3 protein-coding genes are annotated in these 4346 nt (G+C 74.0%); 2 read left to right on the top strand and 1 reads right to left on the bottom strand.

What is annotated here, in order from left to right; translation table 11 throughout:
• The first annotated feature begins 152 nt into the window (after positions 1-152).
• Together disA and FOE67_RS18035 are read left to right on the top strand one after the other, a co-directional pair.
• Positions 153-1259, top strand: coding sequence for a DNA integrity scanning diadenylate cyclase DisA (gene disA, locus FOE67_RS18040; RefSeq protein ID WP_182665543.1), 1107 nt, complete (start codon positions 153-155; stop codon positions 1257-1259).
• Between the two features lie 181 nt (positions 1260-1440).
• Positions 1441-3081: a beta-N-acetylhexosaminidase gene (locus FOE67_RS18035; RefSeq protein ID WP_438874248.1), complete on the top strand. Its 1641-nt coding sequence runs from the start codon at positions 1441-1443 to the stop codon at positions 3079-3081.
• 123 nt (positions 3082-3204) lie between these two features.
• On the opposite strand, the gene FOE67_RS18030 is transcribed toward FOE67_RS18035, so the two are convergent.
• A complete protein-coding gene (locus FOE67_RS18030; RefSeq protein ID WP_182665541.1) occupies positions 3205-4113 on the bottom strand; it encodes a hypothetical protein in 909 nt (302 codons plus the stop codon).
• Between the last annotated feature and the right edge of the window lie 233 nt (positions 4114-4346).

The raw sequence follows: 4346 nt of genomic DNA, 5'->3' as shown, positions 1-4346 counted from the left end.
TCCGAGGAGGCGGTGGAGGGCCCGGTCGGGGCCTGAGCCGGGCCGGTGCGCCGGGTGCCCGGCGGGGGTCGATGGCCCGTGGGCGCCCTCGGGTCGGGGGTCGCGCCGGTAGACTTCTGCTCTCACCGCAACATCGGTCCCCGGAGGAGTGCATGGCAGCCAGCGACCGGCCGACGGGAGCGGGCAGGACGGACGGTCTGCTGCGCGCCTCCCTGAGCGCCATCGCCCCGGGCACCCATCTCCGGGACGGCCTGGAGCGCATCCTGCGGGGCAACACCGGCGGCCTCATCGTGCTGGGCTTCGACCGCACCGTGGAATCCCTGTGCTCGGGTGGCTTCGTGTTGGACGTGGAGTTCACCGCGACGCGGCTGCGGGAGCTGTGCAAGCTGGACGGCGCGGTGGTCCTGGACCGCGACAGCACCAAAATCGTGCGGGCCGGTGTGCAGTTGGTGCCGGATTCCGACATCCCGACCGAGGAGACCGGCACCCGGCACCGCACGGCGCAGCGGGTGTCGATCCAGACCGGTTTCCCGGTGGTGTCGGTGAGCCAGTCGATGCGGTTGATCGCGCTGTACGTGGACGGGCAGCGGCGGGTGCTGGAGGACTCCGGCGCGATCCTGTCGCGGGCCAACCAGGCGCTGGCCACCCTGGAGCGGTACAAGCTGCGGCTGGACGAGGTCACCGGCACGCTCTCCGCGCTGGAGATCGAGGATCTGGTGACCGTCCGGGACGTGGCGGCGGTGGCGCAGCGGCTGGAGATGGTGCGCCGGATCGCGGCCGAGATCGCCGAGTACGTGGTGGAGCTGGGCACCGACGGGCGGCTGCTGTCGTTGCAGTTGGAGGAGCTGATCGCGGGCGTGGAGCCGGAGCGGCAGCTGGTGGTGCGGGACTACCTGCCCGAGGCGAGCGCGAAGCGGTCGAAGAAGGTGTCCACGGCCCTGGCCGATCTGGACGCGCTCACCCACCCGGAGTTGCTGGAGCTGCCGATGGTGGCCCGGGCGATGGGGTACAGCACCTCGCCGGAGACGCTGGACAGCGCGGTCTCCCCGCGCGGCTTCCGGCTGCTGGCGAAGGTGCCGAGGTTGCCGGGCGCGGTGATCGACCGGCTGGTGGACCACTTCGGCGGGTTGCAGAAGCTGCTGGCGGCGTCGGTGGACGATCTGCAGGCGGTGGACGGCGTGGGCGAGACCCGGGCCCGCTCGGTGCGCGAGGGGCTCTCGCGTCTGGCCGAGTCCTCCATCCTGGAGCGCTACGTCTGACCGGCGTGAGGGCACCGGCCGGTCGGATCATCCGACTCCGTGGTGCCGCATCCGGGCATCTCCCGACCTTCCGGCGTCTCCCGGCGGGACGTATCCCGGGGAGGCGTGTCCCGGCCGAGGGGGCCGATGATGTCCGGCAGCGCCCTGTTCTTCCCCTGATCGCCTTCCGTAGGGTCGGGCCGTGCACCCGATCCCCGCTCCCGTGGAACTCCTGCCCGGTCCGACGGAGGGCGGCGCGTTCGTCCTCGATCCCGACACCCGGCTGATCGCCGACCCGGCGAGCGGGACGACCAAGCGGTGGCTGACCTCCGTGCTCGGCCCGTCGCTCGGCCTGCCGCTGCGCCCCGGCGACCCGTCGGCCGCCGACGCGTCGAACACGATCACCCTGCGGGTCGCCGAGCGGCTCGCGGACCGCGGGCCCGAGGCGTACGAGCTGGTGGTGGACGCCTCCGGGGTGCTGATCGAGGGCGGCGGCGCGGCCGGGGTGCTGTGGGGGGCGCAGACCCTGCGGCAACTGCTGGGCCCGGACGCCTTCCGGCGCGCGCCGCTGCGCGACGGCCCCCGGGCGGTGCCGGCGGTGCGGATCGCCGACGCCCCGCGCTTCGCCTGGCGCGGCATGATGCTGGACGTCGCCCGGCACTTCATGCCCAAGGACGGGGTGCTGCGGTACCTCGACCTGCTCGCCGCCCACAAGCTGAACGTGCTGCACCTGCACCTGACCGACGACCAGGGGTGGCGGATGCCCGTGGCGCGGTATCCCCGGCTCACCGGGGTGGGGGCCCACCGGGCCCGCACCCGGCCGGGCTTCGGCGAGGACGGCCCGTGGGAGGAGCGTCCGCACGGAGGCCACTACACCCGCGAGGACCTGCGGGAGATCGTGGCGTACGCGGCGGCGCGGCACATCACCGTCGTCCCGGAGATCGACCTGCCCGGCCACTCGCAGGCCGCCATCGCCGCGTACCCCGAGTTGGGCAACACCGATGTGGTGGACACCTCGGCCCTGGAGCCGTGGGACCGGTGGGGCATCAACCCGAACGTGCTGAACCCCTCCGACGCGACGCTGGAGTTCTACGAGAACGTCCTGGCCGAGGTGCTGGAGGTCTTCCCCTCGGAGTGGATCCACATCGGCGGCGACGAGTGCCCGAAGGAGCAGTGGCGGGCCTCCCCCGCCGCCCGGGGCCGCATCCGGGAGCTGGGCCTCGCCGATGAGGACGAGCTGCAGAGTTGGTTCATCCGGCATTTCGACCGGTGGCTCGCCGAGCGGGGACGCCGACTGATCGGCTGGGACGAGATCCTGGAGGGAGGGTTGGCGCCGGGGGCGACGGTGATGTCCTGGCGGGGGTACGCGGGGGGCGTCGCGGCGGCACGCGCCGGGCACGACGTGGTGATGTGCCCGCAACAGCACACCTATCTCGACTGGCGCCAGTCCGAGGATCCCGACGAGCCGGTGCCGATCGCGCACGCCCGCACCCCGGAGGACGTGTACCGCTTCGAGCCGGTGCCGGAGTCGCTGACGGAGGCGGAGGCGGCGCGGGTCATCGGCGTCCAGGCCAACGTCTGGACCGAGACGATGGACAGCGCCCGCGCGGTCGACTACATGGTCTTCCCGCGCCTGGCCGCCTTCGCGGAGGTCGCCTGGAGTTCCCTGCCGCCGCCGGCCGAGCGGGACGTCACCGACTTCGCGCGCCGGATGGAGGCCGCCCACTACGCCCGACTCGACGCGCTCGGGGTGGAGTACCGGCCGCCGTCGGGCCCCCGACCCTGGCAACGGCGCCCGGGCGTGCCCGGCCGCCCCCGGGACGGGGCCCCGCCGGAGCGCTGACCGGCTCGCCCGGAGCGCCGCGGGGCCGTGCCGGTGAACCGGCCCGTCGTGCGGCGACGCTGCGTTCGCACCCGCCGTGCCGTGTTCGGCTCCCCCGCCGCCGGTGGTGACGGGGGGAGGCCCTCAGTCCTCCTCGAGGCGGAAGGTGGTGCGGGCGACGGGGAAACCGTCGATCTCGGCCTCGGCCAGATAGGTGCCGTAGGGGGCGGCGGGGCCCCGGGTGTCGCAGTCCTCGACGGAGCGGCGGCGGTCCCAGGTGATGATCCGCTCCGTCGCGCCGTCCGCCGGCACGGCCACCGGGGCGGAGGCGAGACCGGTGGGACAGGTCGTGGAGTCCCAGATCGTGCGGTCCCCGTCGTCGGTGCGGGTCATGGTGAGGGCGAACGAGCGGTGACCGAGGTCGGTCCGGCAGTCGGCGGACGAGGTGTTGGTCAGGGTCAGTCGCAGTCGGGGCAGTTCACCGGGCGGGTAGGAGTTGGAGACCGGGGACAGCGAGAGCTTCAGGGCGCCCTCCGGGCAGCGCGGCAGGGAGGCCGCGACCGCGCCGCCGGTGCCACCCGGGCCGCCGGCCGTGCCGTCGGGGTCGGCCGAGCCGCCCGGGCCGGCCGGGTCGTCGATCGCGATGCCCTCCACGTCGCCGGAGCCGGGGGCCGCCGGGTCGGCGCCGTCGGCGCCGGTCCCCTCGTCGGTCCCGTCGTCGCCGCCGGTCCCCTCACCGGTCCCGTCGTCGGTGCCCTCGGCATCCCCGGTGCCGTCCCCGTCCCCCTCCTCGTCCTCGTCGGCCGGGTCCCGGCCGCCGGGACGGTCCTCGACGAGGTCGTCGTCCTCCTCGTCGTCCGGTTCGGGGGAAATGGAGGTGGCCGGTCCGCCGGCACCGTCGTCCCCACCGGAACCGGGGGAACCCGAACCCCCGAGGTTCAGCGCCCACCAGATCAGCAGCCCGAGCAGCGCCAGCAGGAGCAGCACAACGCCCCGCCGCCGCCAGTAGATGGAGGAGGGCAGCGGTCCGACCGGAGTGCGCAGAGATCCCACGCGCAAACTCTACGCTGCTCGCGCCCCCCAACAGCGGCGTTTCCCCGGCGGGTTGCGCTTGCGCGCACGTCCGTTCGGGGTGAGCCGGGCGTCGGGCGGCGCGCTCCGTTCCCGGTGCGGTGTCGGACATGCCAGGATCGTGGGGCGATGACACCGAATTCCTCCGCCTCCACGGCTTCCCCCGCCCCCGGTCCCACCGTCCCCGCCCCTTTCTCTTATACAAGTCATTCTCA

The sequence above is a fragment of the Streptomyces calidiresistens genome, assembly GCF_014141525.1.
GTDB lineage: Bacteria > Actinomycetota > Actinomycetes > Streptomycetales > Streptomycetaceae > Streptomyces > Streptomyces calidiresistens.
Note: the sequence above shows the minus strand (reverse complement) of the source record. Positions and strands in the feature narration are given on the sequence as shown.

Coding starts and splice junctions, on each gene's coding strand:
- disA (WP_182665543.1), top strand. CDS start 153: ATGGCAGCCAGCGACCGGCCGACGGGAGCGGGCAGGACGGACGGTCTG.